This is a genomic window from Pseudomonas sp. NFX71, from assembly GCF_048079215.1.
Taxonomy (GTDB): domain Bacteria; phylum Pseudomonadota; class Gammaproteobacteria; order Pseudomonadales; family Pseudomonadaceae; genus Aquipseudomonas; species Aquipseudomonas fluorescens_B.
The window spans coordinates 3,535,500-3,553,300 of sequence record NZ_CP182230.1 but is presented as its reverse complement, the minus strand read 5'-3'; the positions used below and the strand labels follow the sequence as shown (position 1 = coordinate 3,553,300).

The 17,801-nt window shown below is 59.3% G+C and carries 17 protein-coding genes; 7 read left to right on the top strand and 10 right to left on the bottom strand.

Annotated elements, in window-relative coordinates; genetic code table 11:
* Positions 1-252: 252 nt before the first annotated feature.
* Genes ACM1ZW_RS16410 through ACM1ZW_RS16400 form a run of 3 tightly spaced genes read right to left on the bottom strand, consistent with a single transcriptional unit; the run spans position 253 to position 3,543 of the window.
* A complete protein-coding gene (locus tag ACM1ZW_RS16410; RefSeq protein WP_017337019.1) occupies positions 253-1,257 on the bottom strand; it encodes a 4-hydroxythreonine-4-phosphate dehydrogenase PdxA in 1,005 nt (334 codons plus the stop codon).
* Positions 1,254-2,210 carry an amidohydrolase family protein gene (locus ACM1ZW_RS16405; protein ID WP_416738904.1) on the bottom strand — a complete coding sequence of 319 codons (957 nt, stop codon included), beginning with the start codon at positions 2,208-2,210 and terminating at the stop codon, positions 1,254-1,256. Before ACM1ZW_RS16405 ends, ACM1ZW_RS16410 begins: the two co-directional genes overlap by 4 nt.
* A complete protein-coding gene (locus tag ACM1ZW_RS16400; RefSeq protein ID WP_017337017.1) occupies positions 2,203-3,543 on the bottom strand; it encodes an MFS transporter in 1,341 nt (446 codons plus the stop codon). Before ACM1ZW_RS16400 ends, ACM1ZW_RS16405 begins: the two co-directional genes overlap by 8 nt.
* Before the next feature lie 379 nt (positions 3,544-3,922).
* On the opposite strand from ACM1ZW_RS16400, the gene ACM1ZW_RS16395 reads away from it, so the two are divergent.
* The 4 genes from ACM1ZW_RS16395 to ACM1ZW_RS16380 all read left to right on the top strand — a co-directional run bounded on the left by ACM1ZW_RS16395 (position 3,923) and on the right by ACM1ZW_RS16380 (position 8,062).
* Complete coding sequence (locus tag ACM1ZW_RS16395) at positions 3,923-4,939, top strand: Bug family tripartite tricarboxylate transporter substrate binding protein (protein ID WP_017337016.1); 1,017 nt, start codon at positions 3,923-3,925, stop codon at positions 4,937-4,939.
* A 52-nt stretch (positions 4,940-4,991) separates the two neighbouring features.
* Positions 4,992-5,525 (top strand): tripartite tricarboxylate transporter TctB family protein, encoded by a 534-nt coding sequence (locus ACM1ZW_RS16390; RefSeq protein ID WP_017337015.1) that lies wholly within the window; start codon positions 4,992-4,994, stop codon positions 5,523-5,525.
* Positions 5,522-7,051: a tripartite tricarboxylate transporter permease gene (locus ACM1ZW_RS16385; protein ID WP_414879612.1), complete on the top strand. Its 1,530-nt coding sequence runs from the start codon at positions 5,522-5,524 to the stop codon at positions 7,049-7,051. Before ACM1ZW_RS16390 ends, ACM1ZW_RS16385 begins: the two co-directional genes overlap by 4 nt.
* Positions 7,052-7,120: 69 nt before the next feature.
* Positions 7,121-8,062 carry a LysR family transcriptional regulator gene (locus tag ACM1ZW_RS16380; RefSeq protein WP_017337013.1) on the top strand — a complete coding sequence of 314 codons (942 nt, stop codon included), beginning with the start codon at positions 7,121-7,123 and terminating at the stop codon, positions 8,060-8,062.
* 213 nt (positions 8,063-8,275) lie between these two features.
* Here the strand turns inward: ACM1ZW_RS16380 and ACM1ZW_RS16375 are convergent, their stop codons facing one another.
* The 5 genes from ACM1ZW_RS16375 to cysK all read right to left on the bottom strand — a co-directional run bounded on the left by ACM1ZW_RS16375 (position 8,276) and on the right by cysK (position 12,976).
* On the bottom strand, positions 8,276-9,226 hold the full coding sequence (locus ACM1ZW_RS16375; protein WP_080995117.1) for an IS481 family transposase: 951 nt from the start codon (positions 9,224-9,226) through the stop codon (positions 8,276-8,278).
* Between the two features lie 276 nt (positions 9,227-9,502).
* Positions 9,503-10,366, bottom strand: coding sequence for a DMT family transporter (locus tag ACM1ZW_RS16370; RefSeq protein WP_017337012.1), 864 nt, complete (start codon positions 10,364-10,366; stop codon positions 9,503-9,505).
* A 100-nt stretch (positions 10,367-10,466) separates the two neighbouring features.
* Positions 10,467-10,631 (bottom strand): hypothetical protein, encoded by a 165-nt coding sequence (locus ACM1ZW_RS16365; RefSeq protein ID WP_193393006.1) that lies wholly within the window; start codon positions 10,629-10,631, stop codon positions 10,467-10,469.
* 211 nt (positions 10,632-10,842) lie between these two features.
* Positions 10,843-11,781 carry an aspartyl/asparaginyl beta-hydroxylase domain-containing protein gene (locus tag ACM1ZW_RS16360; RefSeq protein WP_416738903.1) on the bottom strand — a complete coding sequence of 313 codons (939 nt, stop codon included), beginning with the start codon at positions 11,779-11,781 and terminating at the stop codon, positions 10,843-10,845.
* 220 nt (positions 11,782-12,001) lie between these two features.
* Positions 12,002-12,976, bottom strand: coding sequence for a cysteine synthase A (gene cysK, locus ACM1ZW_RS16355; RefSeq protein WP_017337010.1), 975 nt, complete (start codon positions 12,974-12,976; stop codon positions 12,002-12,004).
* A gap of 127 nt (positions 12,977-13,103) precedes the next feature.
* Here cysK and ACM1ZW_RS16350 point away from each other — a divergent pair, with 127 nt between their 5' ends.
* From ACM1ZW_RS16350 to ACM1ZW_RS16340, 3 genes are all read left to right on the top strand, one after another.
* On the top strand, positions 13,104-14,180 hold the full coding sequence (locus ACM1ZW_RS16350; RefSeq protein ID WP_017337009.1) for a DUF748 domain-containing protein: 1,077 nt from the start codon (positions 13,104-13,106) through the stop codon (positions 14,178-14,180).
* 142 nt (positions 14,181-14,322) lie between these two features.
* Positions 14,323-15,168, top strand: coding sequence for an AAA family ATPase (locus ACM1ZW_RS16345; RefSeq protein WP_017337008.1), 846 nt, complete (start codon positions 14,323-14,325; stop codon positions 15,166-15,168).
* A 12-nt stretch (positions 15,169-15,180) separates the two neighbouring features.
* Positions 15,181-16,359 carry a vWA domain-containing protein gene (locus tag ACM1ZW_RS16340; protein ID WP_017337007.1) on the top strand — a complete coding sequence of 393 codons (1,179 nt, stop codon included), beginning with the start codon at positions 15,181-15,183 and terminating at the stop codon, positions 16,357-16,359.
* 108 nt (positions 16,360-16,467) lie between these two features.
* Here the strand turns inward: ACM1ZW_RS16340 and ACM1ZW_RS16335 are convergent, their stop codons facing one another.
* Both ACM1ZW_RS16335 and ACM1ZW_RS16330 read right to left on the bottom strand, forming a co-directional pair.
* Entirely contained in the window at positions 16,468-17,010 is a 543-nt protein-coding gene (locus ACM1ZW_RS16335; protein ID WP_017337006.1) for a DUF2937 family protein, read from the bottom strand.
* A gap of 11 nt (positions 17,011-17,021) precedes the next feature.
* Entirely contained in the window at positions 17,022-17,798 is a 777-nt protein-coding gene (locus ACM1ZW_RS16330; protein WP_017337005.1) for a class II glutamine amidotransferase, read from the bottom strand.
* Positions 17,799-17,801 lie beyond the last annotated feature (3 nt).

Below are 17,801 nucleotides of genomic sequence, written 5' to 3'. Positions count from 1 at the left end.
TTGCGCTGGCTTGTTTCTATCGTCGGTCCGAGCCGATGCATTCCTTATCGGCGCATTAGGTGAAGGGGTGGGACGAAGTCTCCCACGGTCTGTACTGGTCAGAGTCAGATGACGAGCTTTAGTCCCACCCACCCCTTCAAGTCTAAACATACAAGCGAGCCTGCTCGCGATTGCGATCTGACAGTCACTTCAAGGGTGTCTGTCATGCCGTCATCGCGAGCAGGCGCGCTCCCACAGGGGTATTGCGGTGAGTCAGTAGGTGTTGCCGCCCATCCGGCACGCGATCTCGAAGGCCTGGCGGATCGCGCCGACGTTGGCCTTGCCCTGGCCCGAGATATCAAACGCGGTGCCGTGGGCCGGCGTGGTAATCGGAATCGGCAAGCCGCCCTGCACCGTCACCCCACGGGAGAAGCCCATCAACTTGATCGCGATCTGTCCCTGGTCGTGGTACATGGTCACCACCGCGTCGAAGGCGCTGGCATCCCCTTGAACCTTGAGGAAAATCGTGTCGCCCGGGTACGGACCTTCTGCCGCAATCCCCAACGTTTGAGCCGAGCGCACCGCCGGCCCGATGATGTCGAGTTCTTCGCGCCCGAACGAGCCGTTGTCGCCGTTGTGGGGGTTCAAGCCACAGACGCCGATGCGCGGCTTTTCCAGGCCATTGCGCTTGAGCGCGGTGTCGATCAGCTGGATCGCTTCCACCACCCGCGCTTGAGTCAACATGCCCGGCACCTCGGCCAGTGCCACGTGGGACGTCACTCGAGACGTCCATAGATTGTCGAGCACGTTGAACTCGCAGAACGGCCCATGGAAATCCAGCAGTTCGGCGAACCAGTGCAGCTCATCGTTGTGGGCCATGCCGGCCATGTGCAGCGAGGTCTTGTTCAGTGGCCCGAACAGAATGGCATCGGTGATGCCGGCCTCAGTCAGGCGCAGGGCTTTTTCCAGGGTGTCGAGGCTGTAGCGACCGCCAATGACACTGGCTTCGCTGCGCGGGAATTCACCGAGGGTGTCGCCGCGAAAGTCATAGAACAGCGGCGTGTCATCGACAAACGACAGCTGCTCCAACGACTCCACACGACGGTAAGGAAACTCCACCCCGGCGATGCGCATGCCGCGACGCATTTCCGCCTCGTCGGCAATCAGGATCACGTTGGCCTGGCTGCGGACCTGAGGTTCCGCGAGCAGGCGTGCGATCAGTTCCGGGCCGATGCCGGCCGGGTCGCCCAGGACCATGGCGATGGTTGTCTTGTTCATGCTTCACTCCTCAAGGGTTCGGGCCGTGTCCGGTCAATGGCGCAAGGCTCGCAGCGATAGACCCGCTGCGCGTTGCCGTAGAACAGTCGCTGCTGATCGGCGCCAGGCAGGTCAGCAACGATGGATTTGAAACCGCTGTAGATGTCGTCGAACGAGCCGCACAGGCTGTCCACGGGGAAGTTGCTGGCGAACATCACTCGATGGGTGCCGAACATGGCGATCACTTCGCGCACGATCCACGCGTTGTCCTTTGCACGCCATGCCCGCCCCGCCACGCCCAGGCCGGAAATCTTCACCTGCACGTTCGGCCACTCGGCCAGCCGCGCCATTGCCAGACGCCAGCCGGCCAGGCCTTCGGCACTGCGGTCATTGGGCAAACCGGCGTGGTTGAGGATCAGGGTGGTACCGGGAAAGTCCCGGGCCAGCCGCTCGGCTTCGAACAGGTTCCACCAGGGTGTCTGCAAATCGAAATGCAGCCCCAACCCTTGCAGCGCGGCGTAACTGCGCCGCCAATGCTCATCGCTCATCAGGCTGCGCAGATGGCCGATCTGTGCGGTCGAGGTCGGTCCGCCGGGTTTGTGGCGCACGCTGCGTACCCCCTTGAAACTCGCCTGTTCGGTGAGCACCGCGATGGCATCCGGATGATCCAGCCAGGCCTGGGCGACGATGGCATTGGGGACGCCGTAACGCGCGGCCAGACTTTCGATGAAACGGGTTTCGCCGATCGGGTCTTGCGGGTCCCATTCGGTCTCGATGTACACCGTTTGCACGACGTTATGCGAGCCGGCATCGGCGAAGTAGTCATCGGGAAAATAGCGCCGCTTGATCGCGCTGTAATCGCCGTAGCGAAACGGGATGTCGGCTTCGGGTGCGAGCCATGGATGGTGATTGATCGTCGGATCCCAGAAGTGGTGATGGGCGTCGATGATCGGACCGTCATACACCTTAGTCATGCCGCACCTCGTCGAGACTGATGAACAATGTGGCCAGCACGAAGACGGCCGAACAGGCGGCGAAGAACCCCAGCACCGGCGCAAAGCCACCGGCCATTTGCAGAATCACGCCGACCAGGATCGGGACTGCAATCCCGCCAGTGCTGCCGGCCATGTTCATCACCCCGCCAATCAACCCGACCCGTGCCGGTGCCGCCAGCAATGCCGGGAAGCTCCAGTAGAGGCTGCCCCACATCAGGAAAAACGCAGTCATGGCCAACAGCGCCACGGCGGCAAACGGGTCAGTCAGGGTCGGCAGCAACAGGAACGCGCCGAGGGCGATCACACCGGAAAATGCCAGCAGGCTCTTGACCGCGACACCGCGACTGACGCCTTTGCGGATCAACCCGTCGCAGAGGAAACCACCGGTCAACGAACCCAGCGCGCCGCAGACGAAAATCACGAACGTCGCCGCGCCAATGCCTTTGATATCGAAGCCTCGGGCCTGCGCCAGATAACTGGGGCCCCAGGTCAGCAAGCCGAAATACACCATCGCCCAACTGGCACGTCCGATGAGCAAACCACTCAGGGAACGGGCGGCGATGCCGAGGCCCTTGACCGGCACTCGCGCCGCTTCGGCAGCAGGCGTCGCGCGCCCGGCGTTGATCTTCTCCAGTTCTTCGGCATTCACTTGCGGGTGACTGGCCGGGTCATCGCGCAGATAACGCCGCGCCAGCCAGGCCAGTACCAGCGTCGCGATACCGGCGATCACGAATGCCAGGCGCCAGGAGTCCAGCGAAGCAATCAGGTAGGCAATGATCAACCCGCCGAGCGCCACGCCCAACGGGCTGCCACTGTCCATCAGCACCGCGCCGCGACTGCGCTCGCTCGGCGCCAGCCACAGGGAAATCAGCTTGCCGCCCGAAGGGAACAACGGCGCCTCGGCAGCGCCCAGCGCAACCCGGGCGAACAGTAACGACAACCCACCGGTGGCGAACGCCGCCAGCACTTGAAACGTGCCCCACAACCCGGTGGACCAACTGATGACCCGATGCGGCCCGAAGCGATCGATCATCCAGCCGCCAGGAATCTGCAGCAATGCATAAGCCCAGAAGAAGCTGCTGAGGATCAGCCCTTGCATGCTCGGCGACAGGGAAAATTCATGGGCGATGGTTGGCATCGCTATCGACAGCGACACCCGATCGATCAGGTTGACCATGGTCAGCGCGAAGATGATCGCGAAGATCCGCCAGCGCACACTGCTGGCCTTGTTCGTGCCGGTCAGCGGAGTGGCCGCTGCGACAGGCTGGGCAACTGCGCCGGGCAGCTGCAGGGAAGCACTGGGACGAGCCATGGTGCGTACCTCGATTTATTATTTTTGTGAGATGCAGCATTGCCGCTTCAGGCGGCGTTGGTGAGCACTATCGAAGGCCCAGTGATAACCGTCTAATCAAAACTTGAAATACGGCGATAGCCTCGGGTTATGTCACGCCATGCTTTCGGGGGGCTTTCAATGGGCAGTACCTGCCTGACTTTCCTATCAAACCGCTCTGGCGCAACGGCCTTGGCGATCATGGCGATATTGGCCCTTCAGACCTATAACCGCAGGCTATCGGTGTATGTATTGTTTTGACTAGACGCGAGGACGGAGGCTTCCCACACTCAGGCCAGGCTTGCAGCTTTTGAACACCGACAAGTCACTCATAACAACTACAAAAACGAGGCCTTCCATCATGCGAAATGCATTCCTCCGTCGCACATCCCGTCTGTTTCTTGGCTGCACGCTGATCGCCGCCGGAACCCTTCCCACTCTCGCTCACGCCGCCTGGCAACCGGACAAGAACGTCGAAATCGTCGTCGCTGGCGGCCCTGGTGGCGGCACCGATCAACTCGGCCGCCTGATCCAGTCGATCATCACCACCCACAAGTTTCTCGATGTGAATACCATCGTCCTCAACAAGGGTGGCGGCAATGGTGCCGAAGCCTTCCTCGACCTGAAAATGAACAAGGGCGATCCGGAAAAACTGGTGATTGGCACCAACAACATTTACCTGCTGCCACTGGTGTCCAAGCTCGGTTATCAATGGCAGGAGCTGACTCCCGTGGCGGCCGTGGCCGAGGACGACTTTATCCTCTGGAGTTACAAGGATGCCCCCTGGAAAGACGCCAAAGGCTTCTACGAAGCTGCCAAGGCTGATCCGTCTAAACTGCGCATGGGCGGCAGCCAGTCCAAGGATGTCGACCAGACCCTGACTCTGCTGCTGAACCAGACCAACAACAGCAAACTGGTGTACATCCCGTTCAAGAGCGGCAGTGAAGCCGCGACCCAACTGGCCGGCAAACACATCGCCGCCAACGTCAACAACCCCAGCGAAAGCATCAGCCAATGGCGCGGTGATCAAGTCGAGCCACTCTGCGTGTTCAGCAAGGAGCGCATGAGCTATACCGACAAGGTCGCCGGCGAAAAATCCTGGGCCGATGTGCCGACATGCCACGAGCAAGGCCTGGGCATAGATCAGTATCGCTTCCCGCGCACGGTGTTCATGCCCGGCGAAGTCACCGCCGAGCAGCGGGCGTTCTATGTCGAACTGATGCGTAAAGTCACCGAGACCCCGGAGTTCAAGGCCTACGTCAAGCAGAACGCGCTGGTGCCGACCTTCCTCGAAGGCGAGCCGCTGACTGCCTACATCGAGAAAGACACCGCCCGCGTCACCCCGGTGTTCAAAGAAGCCGGCTGGCTGAAAAACTGAGTTGCCGACGGCCGTCCGCCTGCGCACGGCCGTCACCTCTGGAGGTGTCTTCATGTCCCATTCTTCGGATTCACCGGCGCTGGTCGGTACCCGCTGGGTCGAACTCGGTCTGGCTGTCTTCACCGCGCTGATCGGCGTGGTGGTGATGTTCGGCAGTGTCGAACAAGGTATCGGCTGGGGCGATTCCGGCCCTGAGCCGGGTTATTTCCCCTTCTACATCGGCCTGATGCTGAGCGCCGCGAGCGTGGCCAACGGCGTATGGACGATGGTGCGCTGGAAAGCCCTGAGCCTTTCATTCGTCAGCCGCAGCGCATTCAAACAGGTGCTGTCAGTGTTCATTCCGATTGCGCTGTTCGTTGGCGCCATGCCGTTCACCGGCATCTATGTGGCGTCAGCCTGTTTCATCGCCTGGTTCATGTGGCGTGACAAGGTCCGCACCAAGCCTTACGGCAAATTGATGATCGCCAGCGTATCCCTCGGCGCGGTGCTTGCCAGTTACCTGATTTTCGCGCTGTGGTTCAAGGTCCCGCTGGATGCCGGTCCGATGGGCGACTGGATTGCCCTGGCCGGGAGAAATTTCAAATGAGTGAGTTCGATTCCCTGCTGCAAGGCATGAACCTGATCCTGACCCCGGGCCATATCGGCCTGATGGTGATCGGCGTGCTGCTGGGCATTCTGGTCGGCGTATTGCCCGGCCTCGGAGCCCCCAATGGCGTGGCGTTGCTGCTGCCGCTGACGTTCACCATGTCGCCGGTGTCGGCGATCATCCTGCTGTCGTGCATGTATTGGGGCGCGCTGTTTGGCGGCTCGATCACCTCGATCCTGTTCAACATACCCGGTGAACCCTCATCGGTGGCGACGACGTTTGACGGCTACCCGATGGCCCGCGAAGGCCGCGCCGCCGAAGCCCTGACAGCGGCGTTCAGCTCGGCATTGATCGGCGCACTGGCCGGGGTGTTGTTGCTGACCTTCCTGTCGACAAAGATCGCCGCATTTGCCATGTCGTTCAGCTCACCGGAGTTCTTTGCGGTGTACCTGTTGGCGTTCTGCACCTTCATCGGCATGAGCAAGAACCCACCACTGAAAACCGTGGTGGCGATGATGATCGGTTTCGCCATGGCAGCGGTTGGCATGGACACCGTGTCCGGCAACCTGCGCCTGACCTTCGACCAGCCGATCCTGATGACCGGGATCAGTTTTGAAGTGGCAGTCATCGGGCTGTTCGGTATCGGCGAGATCCTCTGCACCGTCGAGGAAGGCCTGGTGTTCCGTGGCGAACATGCACGCATTACGCCGATGGTAATTCTGCGCACCTGGGCCAAGTTGCCGCGTTACTGGTGGACGATCGTGCGCAGCACCCTGGTCGGTTGCTGGATGGGCATCACGCCCGGCGGCCCGACGGCGGCCTCATTCATGAGCTACAGCCTGGCGCGGCGTTTCTCGAAGAATCGCGAGAACTTCGGCAAGGGTGAACTCGAAGGCGTGATCGCCCCGGAAACCGCTGACCACGCCGCCGGCACCAGCGCCCTGCTGCCGATGCTGACCCTCGGGATTCCCGGTTCTGCCACGGCGGCAGTGATGCTCGGCGGGTTGATGATCTGGGGCTTGCACCCTGGCCCGACGCTGTTTGTCGAGCAACACGATTTTGTCTGGGGCCTGATTGCGAGCATGTACCTGGGCAACGTGGTGAGTCTGATTGTGGTGTTGGCCACCGTGCCGCTGTTCGCCTCGATCCTGCGCATTCCGTTCTCGATCATTGCGCCAATCATCATCATGGTCTGCGCCATCGGTGCGTACTCGGTGCACAACTCGTTCTTCGACGTGGTGCTGATGCTGGGCTTCGGCGCGCTGGGTTACCTGTTCAAGAAGCTCGGTTACCCGATTGCACCACTGGTATTGGCCGCGGTCCTAGGGGACAAGGCTGAAGATGCGTTCCGTCAATCGATGCTGTTTTCTGACGGGCAGTTGGGGATTTTCTGGTCCAACCCGTTGGTGGGTTGCCTGACCACGGCAGCGCTGCTGATGCTGTTCTGGCCGCTGATTTCCAAGGCACTGGGCGCCCTGACGGGCCTGCGCAAACCGACCGTCGCCAAGACCAAATCGGTGCTGTGACACAGCAATGCTGGCAACGCCTGACATTTGTTGTCAGGCTTGCCGCAGTCTTTTCTGCGAGCGCGGCCCATGACCCGAATTCCTGATGCCAATGTAATCCACAGTCGACTGCGTCTGCGCCAATTGCGGTTGATGCTGGCATTGCAGGAATTCGGCTCATTGCGCCGGGCTGCCGATCACATCGGCATGACCCAACCGGCAGCGACCAAGATGCTCCACGAGGCCGAGGACTTGCTCGGCGTCGAGCTGTTCGAACGTCTGCCCCGTGGCATGCGCTCGACCCCGTTCGGGGAAACCGTCATCTACTACGCGCGCATGGTGTTTGCCGAACTCAGCGGCATGCGTGAAGAACTGGTCGCACTGGAATCCGGCAACCTCGGGCGGGTCGCCGTCGGCGCGATTCCGGCGTTGGCCTCGGGGTTGTTGACCCGCACCATCGCCACCTTGAAGCAAAGCCATCCACGGTTGTCGATGAGCATTCAGGTCGATACCAGTGACGTGTTGGTACAGGCACTGCTGCAGGATCAACTCGACATCGTGCTGGGGCGGATTCCGGCCGGTGCGAGGGCCGAAGAACTGCTATTCGACAGCCTCGGCGAAGAGGCGTTGTGCGTCATTGCCGGCGCGCAGAATCCGTTGGCGCAGGAGAAACACCTGAGCTGGGCGGAATTGCAGAACATGACCTGGGTGCTGCAACAGCAACCGAGCCCGATGCGCGCGATCATCAATCAGGTGTTCCACAATGCACGGGTCGACATCCCCAGCAGCATCGTTGAAACCACCTCGATCATGACCTTGCTCTCGTTGATCCAGCAGACTGACATGCTTGGCGTTACGCCGGTGTCGGTGGTCGAGGATTATCCGGGGCGGGATTTGCTGGCGGTGTTGCCGATCAAGTTTGAAGCGCGGCTGCCGCCGTATGGGTTGATTACCCGGCGTCATCGAATTCAATCGTCGGCGATGCAGGCGTTTATGAATTCGGTGCGGGCGGAGCATGCGTTGACCAAGTAACAGGGCCGGATGGAGGTCTGGTTTTTTGGTGTATATCCGTTTCTTGGGTAACGGCGACTATTGGTTCCGCCCTGACGCCCCTGACGTACGGCCTTCCGACGGGGCAGATCAAGATCAAAAGCCAAGGCGAGGCGACCTGAGAGCCTGCCTGAAGTCCGTCAGGATCATCGGCGCTGAACACCAATGTCATGTCCCCCTCCCCCCCTGTGGGAGCTAGCTGTGTAAACCCACCACGTTGTTCACGGATGCTATTCGGCTAATTGGTGGCAAATAACTCAGGCTGGCATGCGGGCGATGCCAGTTGTACTCGTGCAACCACGACGTCAGGTAGGTCGCACGTTGGTCTGAGCTTTCGTAACTTCTGGCGTAGGCCCATTCGCGCAGAGCGGTTTGGATAAATCGCTCTGCCTTGCCATTCGTTCGTGGTGTGTAAGGTTTGGTATAGATGTGTTTAAGCCCCAGCCGTCGACATAGACGCTTGAAACGTCCGGACTTGTAGCAAGGGCCGTTATCGGTCATTACCCGCTCGAAGCAAACGCCAAGGCTTGCGTAGTAGCGCAGGGCCCGGATCAGCGCGAGGCAGGCGCTACGCCCACTTTGGTCTGCGTACAAACCGCTGTGTGCCACTCGACTGTTATCGTCGATGGCAACATGGGCGTATTCCCAACCGACATGGTAAGAGCGGCCTTTTAGGCGGTCTCGCGTCACTCGATGACCTGGTTTGTTAAAACGCCCCAGCTTCTTGATGTCCAGGTGAAGCAGACCTCCGGGCTGAGAATATTCGTAGCGAATCACTGGCGGTGGCGGTTCCAGGTATGCCAAACGGTTGAGGCCGTTACGGCTCAATAACCTGCCCACAGTGCTGTGTCCCACCTTCAAGTCCTGGCTGATTTGGCGATAGGTTTTTCGCTGGCGACGTAGCTCAAGCACTTGTTCCTGGCGCATCTCAGGAAGCGCGTGCGGACAGAACTTGGGCCGGGACGAACGATCCTGCAGTCCTTCCTCGCCTTCAGCTCGATAGCGATTAAGCCACTTGTAGGCAGTGCGAACACTGACTCCTTGAGACTGAGCTACCTCAACAGGTCTCAGGCCTTCCTTAAGGATTCGTTGAACAAGAAGGGCTCGACCGGAAACGGTTAATCGGGCATTTTTATGAGCGTTCACTCGGGGCCTCCGGGTGCTTGGTTTGGTTCGCACCTCCAATTTCCCGGAAAAGCCCCGAGTGAACAACCTACAGAGAGATCACAGCTAGCCTGCTAGCGATGGAAGTCCGGACAACACGTTCATTCAGACAGCACGCGTTATCGTTGAAGTCCATCGCTAGCAGGCTAGCTATGATATCTCTGTAGGTTGTTCACTCGGGGCTTTTCCAAGTGACTCGCTGTAAAAGCGAAACCGCCAGAAGCCATTACCGCAGAAACGGATAGGTTCCCAACCGCGTCACCCTGTCTTACGAAACACAAACCCCAAACCAACAATAATCAGCACCATCCCAAGCATGCTCAACCCCGCCAGTCTGTTGCCGAAAAACAGGTAATCCATCACCGCGGTCACCGCCGGCACCAGGTAAAACAAACTGGTGACGTTCACCAAATTACCCCGAGCGATAAGCCGATAGAGCAACAGCGTCGCCAGCACCGACACCACCAGCCCCATCCACAACACCGGCACGATAAAACCGCTGCTGTGTTCGAAATGAAACGGCTGGAACGGCACAAAGATCCCGCACAGCAACAACCCCGCGAGGTACTGCACCGGCAACGTGCCGAGGGGATTATCGGTAATGCGCTTCTGCATGATCGAACCGAACGTCATGCTCGCCAACGCCAGCAAACCGAAGAGCATCCCCGCCAGCGACATACCCGCCAGACCGATGCCCTGGTAAACCACCATGACCAGACCGACCAGGCCCAGGGTCAGCCCGAACATTCGGCTGGCTGAACGCTGCCGCTCCATGATCACTACCGTGAGAATCGGCTGCACGCCCATGATTGTGGCCATCACACCCGGCGTGACTTTCAGGTCCAGGGCCAGCAGATAGAAAATCTGATAAGCCCCCAGCAACACCACGCCCGTGGCCATCGCATACAACATCGGCTTACCGCCCTTGGGCCGTTTCAACTTGAGCAACGGCACCAGCAGTACCAACCCACACAGAGCGATAGCAAAGCGGATCAGCAGAAAAGCGAAGGGTGACGCATGGGCCAGGCCCCATTTGGAGAAGATCGCCCCGCTGCTCCACAGCAGAACGAACAGGCTCGTGGACGCCGCCGCGAGCGCGGATTTTTTCGAAAGGACAAACATGAAGACCACCTGTAGTCAGGCAAAAAGCCAACTCAGCCGAAGCTGAAATCCAGTAGTTTTTTCAGGCAGGCGCGGGTAACAGCAACTAGATAGAAACTGATCAGCCCGAAACGCCAACGCCCGGCGGTGATACGACTGCGTACACCGGCGTGCTACGGACAGGTGGGGGGTAATGACTGATCTGCGCAGGCTGCTGATTCCCGCACGGCACGACGCCAGCGTTGACCGCTGAATCGACTACCGCGTTGATGAGGGATGCAGGCATGGGCTGATCTTTTTTGATGAAGTGGACGGTGGGTTGGATAACACCGAGCGCCGACTATAACCAGCGGGCGACCCGGATTGCAATGACTTGGACAAAGGGCCAGTAACGAAAGCTGTCGCGCCGAAACTACCTTCGAGAGAAATGTCGGGCGACCATTAAATCGGCGAAAAAAAACCGCTTCAATGAGCGGTTTTTCATTTCTTGCCCGGAATCACCCAAACAACCAATACCCCAACAACGTCAACACCACCACCGCCAACACCGGCCGCAACACGCGGTAAGCCTTGGGGTTGCGACGCTTCCACTGCTTGACCACACCGCTGACCCTGTCACTGGACTTCTTGCTCCAGGCGTAAGCCTTGTTGATTCCGCCAACCCGTTCGTCGTCGAGATTCTGCGGCGCCGTTGCGCGACCGAGCAAGCCACTGATCCAACGGTTGAGGCGGGTCATGACGCGGTTGCTCAGCGGACGTTCGATGTCGCAGAACAAAATGACCCGGGTTTTCTCGGTTTCGTTCTTCACCCAGTGCACATACGTCTCATCGAACATCACATCTTCACCGTCGCGCCAGGCATACACCTGACCGTCGACGAAAATGCGGCAATCATCGGAGTTCGGGGTCGACAGGCCCAGGTGATAACGCAAGGAACCGGCAAACGGATCGCGGTGCGGGTTGAGGTGGCTGCCGCCCGGCAGTAGCGCGAACATGGCGCCTTTGACGTTGGGAATACTGCTGACCAGGGCCACGGTTTTCGGACACAGCGCTTCGGCCGATGGCAGGGGTTTGTCGTACCACTTGAGGTAGAAGCGCTTCCAGCCTTTCTTGAAGAACGAACCAAAACCGGCGTCGTTATTTTTCTCGGCGGCGCGAATGTAACCCTCATCGAACAGGTGCATCGCTTCGTCGCGGATGACTTCCCAGTTGTCCTTGAGCACATCCAGCTCCGGGAACTTGCTGCGGTCCAGATAAGGTTTGGACGGCACGCTGGAGAACAGGTACATCAAGGCGTTATAAGGCGCGAAGAGCGCGGAGTGGTTGACGAACTGACGCAAGGCCGGCAAACGCGCCTTGCCGCGCAAATGCACATAAAGAGTACTGCCCAGGAACAGCAGCAACAGCGACGCCTTCGCGGCAAAGGAAAAGGTCATCAACAACTCCTTGAGAAAAAACAACTCTGCACAACGCCATTTACCCGACGTTGCAGCCGGCCATGATAAACATTACCGGCCACGGGAAAAACCCGTCTAACTCAACATTCACTGTTAAGAATTATGCAATAAAGCACTTCTTACCATAGCGTTCCTGAACGGGGGCTGATCTGAATCAACCCCCCACCCCACGATCAAATAATCACGGCTTTGGCAACGTCTATTGCTGATTCTCCTGTTCGGTAAACAGGTCACTGAACAGCATGCTCGACAGGTAGCGCTCGCCAGAATCGGGCAGGATCACCACGATCGTCTTGCCCTGCATTTCCGGGGTTTCCGCCAGGCGTACCGCCACAGCCATGGCAGCTCCGCAAGAGATGCCGCACAAAATGCCCTCTTCCTGCATCAAGCGCAGGGCCATGGCCTTGGATTCATCGTCGGTCACCAGCTCGACACGGTCCACCATCGACAGGTCCAGGTTCTTCGGTACAAAACCGGCGCCGATGCCCTGGATCTTGTGCGGGCTCGGTTTGATTTCTTCCCCGGCCAGCTTCTGCGTAATCACCGGCGAAACCACCGGTTCAACCGCCACGGAAAGAATCGGTTTGCCTTGGGTATTCTTTATATACCGCGAAACGCCGGTAATGGTTCCACCCGTTCCTACGCCCGCCACCAGCACATCGACCGCGCCGTCGGTGTCGTTCCAGATTTCCGGACCGGTGGTTTTCTCGTGGATGGCCGGGTTGGCCGGATTCTCGAATTGTGCGGGCATGAAATAGGTGGACGGGTCGCTGGCAACAATTTCAGCTGCCTTTTCGATCGCGCCTTTCATGCCCTTGGCCGGTTCGGTCAGCACCAGTTCGGCGCCGAGTGCCTTGAGCACTTTGCGACGCTCAATGCTCATGGACGCCGGCATGGTCAACATCAGCTTGTAGCCCCGTGCAGCGGCAACAAACGCCAGACCAATGCCGGTATTGCCAGAGGTGGGCTCGACGATGGTCATGCCAGGCTTGAGTTTGCCGGTGCTTTCGGCGTCCCAGATCATGTTCGCTCCGATCCGGCACTTGACCGAATAACCTGGATTGCGCCCCTCGATCTTGGCCAGGATGGTCACGCCACGCGGTGCGATGCGGTTGATCTGCACCAGCGGCGTATTGCCGATGGAATGGGCGTTGTCAGCAAAAATACGGCTCATGGCTGGGTCCTTATGCAGCGTTGAATTAGCCCTTCACGGTATGCCTGTTGCCCGTGGTCGTCCAGTCGGGTCGAACGTCCGGTGACCACCGCAGTCAATGGTCTTACATCGCCGGAGATTTGCCATCATGAAACGTCGATACAGCTGGCCCTTGTGGATCCTCGTCGGCCTCGTTGTGCTACTGATTGCCTTGCATGTGGCCCTGCCCTACATGGTGCGCGACTACCTGAATGACAAGCTCGCCGACATGGGCGACTACCGTGGACAGATCACCGACGTTGACCTGGCACTGTGGCGCGGCGCCTACAAAATCAACGGGCTGAAAATCGTCAAAGTCGATGGCAAGGTCCCGGTGCCCTTCGTCAATGCGCCGTTGATCGACCTTGCCGTGAGCTGGCACTCGCTCCTGTACGACCACGCGGTGGTGGCCAAGGTGCAGTTCTTCAACCCCGAGGTGAACTTCGTCGATGGTGGCGCCAACAAGCAAAACTCGCAGACCGGCCAGGGCACCGACTGGCGCGCGCAATTGAGCAAACTGGCCCCCATCACCCTGGACGAAGTTCGTATCTTCGACGGCAAGATCAGCTTCAGAAATTTCAATTCAAAGCCCCCCGTCAACATGAATGCGACCCAGGTCAACGCCAGCATTTACAACCTGACCAACGTCGTCGACAAGGAAGGCAAGCGCGACGCACGCTTCGACGGCAAAGCGCTGCTGCTGGGGCACGCCCCGTTGGAAACCACCGCGACCTTCGATCCTCTGAGCAATTTCGAAGACTTCCAGTTCCGCCTGCGCGCCAGGGACATTGAACTCAAACGCATGAACGACTTCGCCTCGGCCTATGGCAAGTTCGATTTCAATGCCGGGCACGGTGATGTGGTGATTGAAGCGCAAGCGAAAAAGGCCCAATTGACCGGCTACATCAAACCGCTCCTGAAGGATGTTGACGTTTTCAACTGGCAGCAGGACGTAGAAAACAAGGACAAAGGGCTGTTCCGGTCCATTTGGGAGGCCATAGTCGGCGGCTCCGAAACCGTGCTGAAAAACCAGGGCAAAAACCAGTTTGCCACGCGTGTGGAACTGAGCGGCAACGTTCATAGGCAAGACATCAGCGCGTTCCAGGCGTTTTTGCAGATTTTGCGTAATGGTTTTGTCCAGGCCTTCAATGCCCGGTATGAACGGCCGAAGCCGGAAGCGGACTGAGTCAAGATGTGACGCCCCATTCAGAGACTGAATAAGCCGTCTGCGTTCACAGTCGACCGGGCAGCGCGTTATAGTCGGGTACTACAATTATTGCGCCCCGCCCTGCCCCGTCAGGTCGGCGTTACCGTTCGAGGATTAGCAGATGAAGTTCGAAGGCACCCAGGCCTACGTCGCCACCGATGACCTGAAGCTGGCGGTCAACGCCGCCATCACCCTGGAGCGCCCGCTGCTGGTCAAGGGCGAGCCGGGCACCGGCAAGACCATGTTGGCCGAGCAACTGGCCGAGTCCTTCGGCGCCAGGCTGATCACCTGGCACATCAAATCCACGACCAAGGCGCATCAAGGCCTGTACGAGTACGACGCGGTCAGCCGCCTGCGCGATTCGCAGCTGGGCACGGAAAAGGTTCACGACGTTCGTAATTACCTGAAAAAGGGCAAGCTCTGGGAGGCTTTCGAGTCTGAAGAGCGGGTGATCCTGCTGATCGACGAAATCGACAAGGCCGACATCGAGTTCCCGAACGACCTGCTGCAAGAACTCGACAAGATGGAGTTCTATGTTTACGAGATCGACGAGACCATCAAGGCCAAGAAGCGCCCGATCATCATCATTACCTCCAACAACGAAAAAGAGCTGCCTGACGCCTTCCTGCGCCGCTGCTTCTTCCACTACATCGCCTTCCCGGATCGCGTCACGATGCAGCGGATCGTCGATGTGCACTATCCGGACATCAAGAAGGACCTGGTCAGCGAAGCGCTGGACGTGTTCTTCGACGTGCGCAAGGTGCCGGGCCTGAAGAAAAAGCCATCGACCTCCGAACTGGTGGACTGGCTGAAGCTGCTGATGGCCGACAATATCGGCGAGGCCGTGCTGCGCGAACGCGATCCGACCAAGGCCATCCCGCCGTTGGCCGGTGCTTTGGTCAAGAACGAACAGGACGTGCAACTGCTTGAGCGTCTGGCGTTCATGAGCCGTCGCGGCACCCGCTAAGAGGCTGATGCCATGCTGCTCAACCTGTTCAATGAAATGCGCGCAGCCAAGGTGCCGGTCTCGGTGCGCGAGCTGCTGGACCTGATCAACGCGCTGAAACAGCGCGTGACCTTCGCCGACATGGACGAGTTCTACTACCTGTCCCGGACGATTCTGGTGAAGGACGAAAAGCATTTCGACAAGTTCGACCGGGCCTTCGGTGCTTACTTCAATGGCCTGGAAAAACTCGACGACCACCTTCAGGCCTTGATTCCCGAAGACTGGTTGCGCAAGGAATTCGAGCGCTCGCTGACCGACGAAGAGCGGGCGGCGATCCAGTCCCTCGGCGGCCTGGACAAGCTGATCGAAGAGTTCAAGAAACGCCTCGAAGAACAGAAAGAACGCCACGCCGGCGGCAACAAGTGGATCGGCACCGGCGGCACCAGCCCGTTCGGCTCCGGCGGGTTCAACCCGGAAGGCATTCGGGTCGGTGATGCCGGCAAGCGCCAGGGCAAGGCAGCCAAGGTCTGGGATCAGCGCGAGTACAAAAACCTCGACGATTCGGTGGAACTGGGCACGCGCAACATCAAGGTTGCCCTGCGCCGGCTGCGTAAATTTGCCCGTCAGGGTGCGGCGGAAGAGCTCGACATCGATGGCACCATCGATCACACCGCGAAAGACGCCGGGTTGCTGAACATCCAGATGCGGCCGGAGCGGCGCAACACCGTCAAGCTGTTGCTGCTGTTCGACATCGGCGGCTCGATGGATGCCCACGTGAAGATCTGCGAAGAGTTGTTCTCGGCCTGCAAGACCGAGTTCAAGCATCTTGAGTACTTCTACTTCCACAACTTCATTTACGAGTCGGTGTGGAAGAACAACATGCGCCGCACCTCCGAACGCACCTCGACCCAGGACTTGTTGCACAAGTACGGCGCCGACTACAAAGTGATCTTCATCGGTGACGCCGCCATGGCGCCCTATGAAATCACCCAGGCCGGCGGCAGCGTCGAGCACTGGAACGAAGAAGCCGGTTACGTGTGGATGCAGCGGTTCAAGGAGAAGTACAAGAAGCTCATCTGGATCAACCCGTATCCGAAAGATACGTGGGGCTATACGTCGTCGACCAATATCGTGCGGGATTTGATTGATGACCAGATGTACCCGCTGACGTTGCGGGGGCTTGAAGAAGGGATGCGGTTTCTTTCCAAATAGCACACCGAACTTGCTCCCGCTGGGTCGCGCAGCGCCCCAAAAGCTTGGCGGCTGCTTCGCAGCCGAGCGGGAGCAAGCTCCCTCGCCACAGGGTTCGCATGGCCCCTCTTACAACCCGCGCAAATCCCGCTCTTCAATCGGCCGGCTCTGGCGCAGGCGCTTGCCGCCCAGCACCACCCAATCGATCAGCCTGAACAGGCATTCAATCCCGAACGACAACAGCAACGCGCCACTCATGCCCCAGATCATCGCTTCTGGCGTCAGCAGGATCTGGTAGCTGTAGCCGTTCCAGGTTTCCTTGCGGATGTCCGGGTCGGCGGCCAGTACAACCTGCAGGAAGCGGATGTACCACGGGCCTTGCATGGCCTGGAATTGTTTATCGAGGGCCAGCTGACGGGTGAGCAGGTTGCTCAGGCTGTCGGCATCGCTGCGAAAGATCGGGTCTTCGCTGGCGCGGTAATGGGCGACCAGGGCCTGCATGTCGCCCTTGAAGAATTGATTGGCGGTGCCCTGAAAGCCGCTAAGACCGGTCTGCGCCTCGATCAGGTGGGCCTCGACCCGCTTGGCGTAATCGTTGATGAACCCCGGCACCTGGACACCGATCAACAGGCCCGCCGCGAACAACACCAGCCGTAGATAACTGAGCAACATGTGAGCGTCCTTTATTCGGTCTTGCCCTGGCTGACGCATTCACCGCGTCGCCACAGGCTCCATTGGCCCGGTTCGTAGCGGGTCCAGGTTTCGTTTTCGGTCAGGGGTTCGGTGGCGATCACGGTGACCACATCGTTGGGCGTGGTTTCGGCCTGGAAGTCGACGATCACGTCGACATCTTTCAAGCGCGCAGGGCCGAACGGTGCACGACGGGTAATCTGCGCCAGTTTGGTCGAGCAGTAACAGAAGAGCCAATCGCCATCGCTGAGCAGGCAATTGAACACACCCTTGCCGCGGTATTCGGCGCAGGCGGCCACCAGATCGGGCAAAAGCGCTTCGATCTCTACCGGTTCCGGAAACGCTGCGCGCACACGATTGAGCAAATCACAAAAGGCCGCTTCACTGTCGGTATCGCCGACCGGGCGGTAAAAGCTTGTGATGGGTTGAAAATCCGCGAGCTGGCCGTTGTGGGCGAAACACCAGTTGCGCCCCCACAGTTCGCGCACGAACGGATGAGTGTTGGACAGGCAGACCTTGCCGACATTGGCCTGGCGGATGTGCCCGATCACCACTTCGCTCTTGATCGGATAGCGCTGCACCAGATTAGCAACTTCCGACTCACTGCTGGCCGCCGGATCCTGGAACAGCCGCAGGCCACGGCCCTCATAGAACGCGATGCCCCAACCGTCACGGTGCGGACCGGTACGACCGCCGCGCTGCATCAGACCGGTGAAGCTGAACACGATATCGGTCGGCACATTGGCGCTCATGCCCAATAACTCACACATGTT

Bases quoted from the DNA above. Each gene is read 5' to 3' on its own strand.
- ACM1ZW_RS16370 (WP_017337012.1), bottom strand. From the start codon at position 10,366: ATGTTTGTCCTTTCGAAAAAATCCGCGCTCGCGGCGGCGTCCACGAGC.
- ACM1ZW_RS16345 (WP_017337008.1), top strand. From the start codon at position 14,323: ATGAAGTTCGAAGGCACCCAGGCCTACGTCGCCACCGATGACCTGAAG.
- ACM1ZW_RS16380 (WP_017337013.1), top strand. From the start codon at position 7,121: ATGACCCGAATTCCTGATGCCAATGTAATCCACAGTCGACTGCGTCTG.
- ACM1ZW_RS16365 (WP_193393006.1), bottom strand. From the start codon at position 10,631: ATGCCTGCATCCCTCATCAACGCGGTAGTCGATTCAGCGGTCAACGCT.
- ACM1ZW_RS16340 (WP_017337007.1), top strand. From the start codon at position 15,181: ATGCTGCTCAACCTGTTCAATGAAATGCGCGCAGCCAAGGTGCCGGTC.
- ACM1ZW_RS16390 (WP_017337015.1), top strand. From the start codon at position 4,992: ATGTCCCATTCTTCGGATTCACCGGCGCTGGTCGGTACCCGCTGGGTC.
- ACM1ZW_RS16395 (WP_017337016.1), top strand. From the start codon at position 3,923: ATGCGAAATGCATTCCTCCGTCGCACATCCCGTCTGTTTCTTGGCTGC.
- ACM1ZW_RS16335 (WP_017337006.1), bottom strand. From the start codon at position 17,010: ATGTTGCTCAGTTATCTACGGCTGGTGTTGTTCGCGGCGGGCCTGTTG.
- ACM1ZW_RS16360 (WP_416738903.1), bottom strand. From the start codon at position 11,781: ATGACCTTTTCCTTTGCCGCGAAGGCGTCGCTGTTGCTGCTGTTCCTG.
- ACM1ZW_RS16350 (WP_017337009.1), top strand. From the start codon at position 13,104: ATGAAACGTCGATACAGCTGGCCCTTGTGGATCCTCGTCGGCCTCGTT.
- ACM1ZW_RS16330 (WP_017337005.1), bottom strand. From the start codon at position 17,798: ATGTGTGAGTTATTGGGCATGAGCGCCAATGTGCCGACCGATATCGTG.
- cysK (WP_017337010.1), bottom strand. From the start codon at position 12,976: ATGAGCCGTATTTTTGCTGACAACGCCCATTCCATCGGCAATACGCCG.
- ACM1ZW_RS16410 (WP_017337019.1), bottom strand. From the start codon at position 1,257: ATGAACAAGACAACCATCGCCATGGTCCTGGGCGACCCGGCCGGCATC.
- ACM1ZW_RS16405 (WP_416738904.1), bottom strand. From the start codon at position 2,210: ATGACTAAGGTGTATGACGGTCCGATCATCGACGCCCATCACCACTTC.
- ACM1ZW_RS16385 (WP_414879612.1), top strand. From the start codon at position 5,522: ATGAGTGAGTTCGATTCCCTGCTGCAAGGCATGAACCTGATCCTGACC.
- ACM1ZW_RS16400 (WP_017337017.1), bottom strand. From the start codon at position 3,543: ATGGCTCGTCCCAGTGCTTCCCTGCAGCTGCCCGGCGCAGTTGCCCAG.